This window comes from Microvirga sp. P4_G7 (assembly GCF_056401005.1).
This window is the reverse complement of sequence record NZ_JBFUKD010001200.1, coordinates 1-531: the sequence shown is the minus strand read 5'-3', so window position 1 is coordinate 531 and position 531 is coordinate 1. Positions and strand designations below refer to the sequence as shown.

The following is a 531-nucleotide window of genomic DNA, read 5'->3' as shown; positions in this document are numbered from 1 at the left end:
GTACCGAGTACGAGGAATGGCTGAAGAAGCGGAACGAGTTTCTCGCCAAGGCTGACGAGTCGGTCGTTGCGATCTATGCGCGTATGCGTCCCGAGGCAGCAGCCCTGCAGCTCGCCAATATGCGTGACGAAGTGGCTGCGGCGATCCTCGCCAAGCTCGGTCCGCGCAACGCCAGCGCCGTCCTCAACGAGATGGAACCGGCCCGCGCGGCACAGCTGAGCAACACGATGAGCGACACGCCAAGGCGGTCGCAGGATAGCGAGAAGTCAGGATGAAACATCTCTTGTCCTTGGCCGTGGCGCTGTTTCTCGGCGCGTGCGCAACCGATCCCAACGACATCGGCCGGGAGCCGCGCATGTCCGCAGTCGGGCGCGGCTTGACCGTCGAGCACGAACCCATGCCGAACGCGTTCCCTGCCGGCGGGCGGCGGGCCTACAATTCCCTTTGGGACCAGAGCGCCGCGGACCTCTTTCAGGATCCGCGCGCGAGGCGCGTCGGAGACGTCGTGACCATCAATATTCTCATCGACGA

The 531-nt window shown here is 64.4% G+C and carries 2 protein-coding genes; both read left to right on the top strand.

From position 1 onward, the window contains the following. Positions 1 to 275, top strand: a 275-nt coding sequence (locus tag AC1DT3_RS23870) for a MotE family protein (protein WP_477467617.1), incomplete at its 5' end; no start/stop codon positions are given. After that, the coding region (locus AC1DT3_RS23865) for a flagellar basal body L-ring protein FlgH (RefSeq protein WP_477467616.1) at positions 272 to 531 on the top strand (260 nt) is incomplete at its 3' end. The genes AC1DT3_RS23870 and AC1DT3_RS23865, both read left to right, overlap by 4 nt.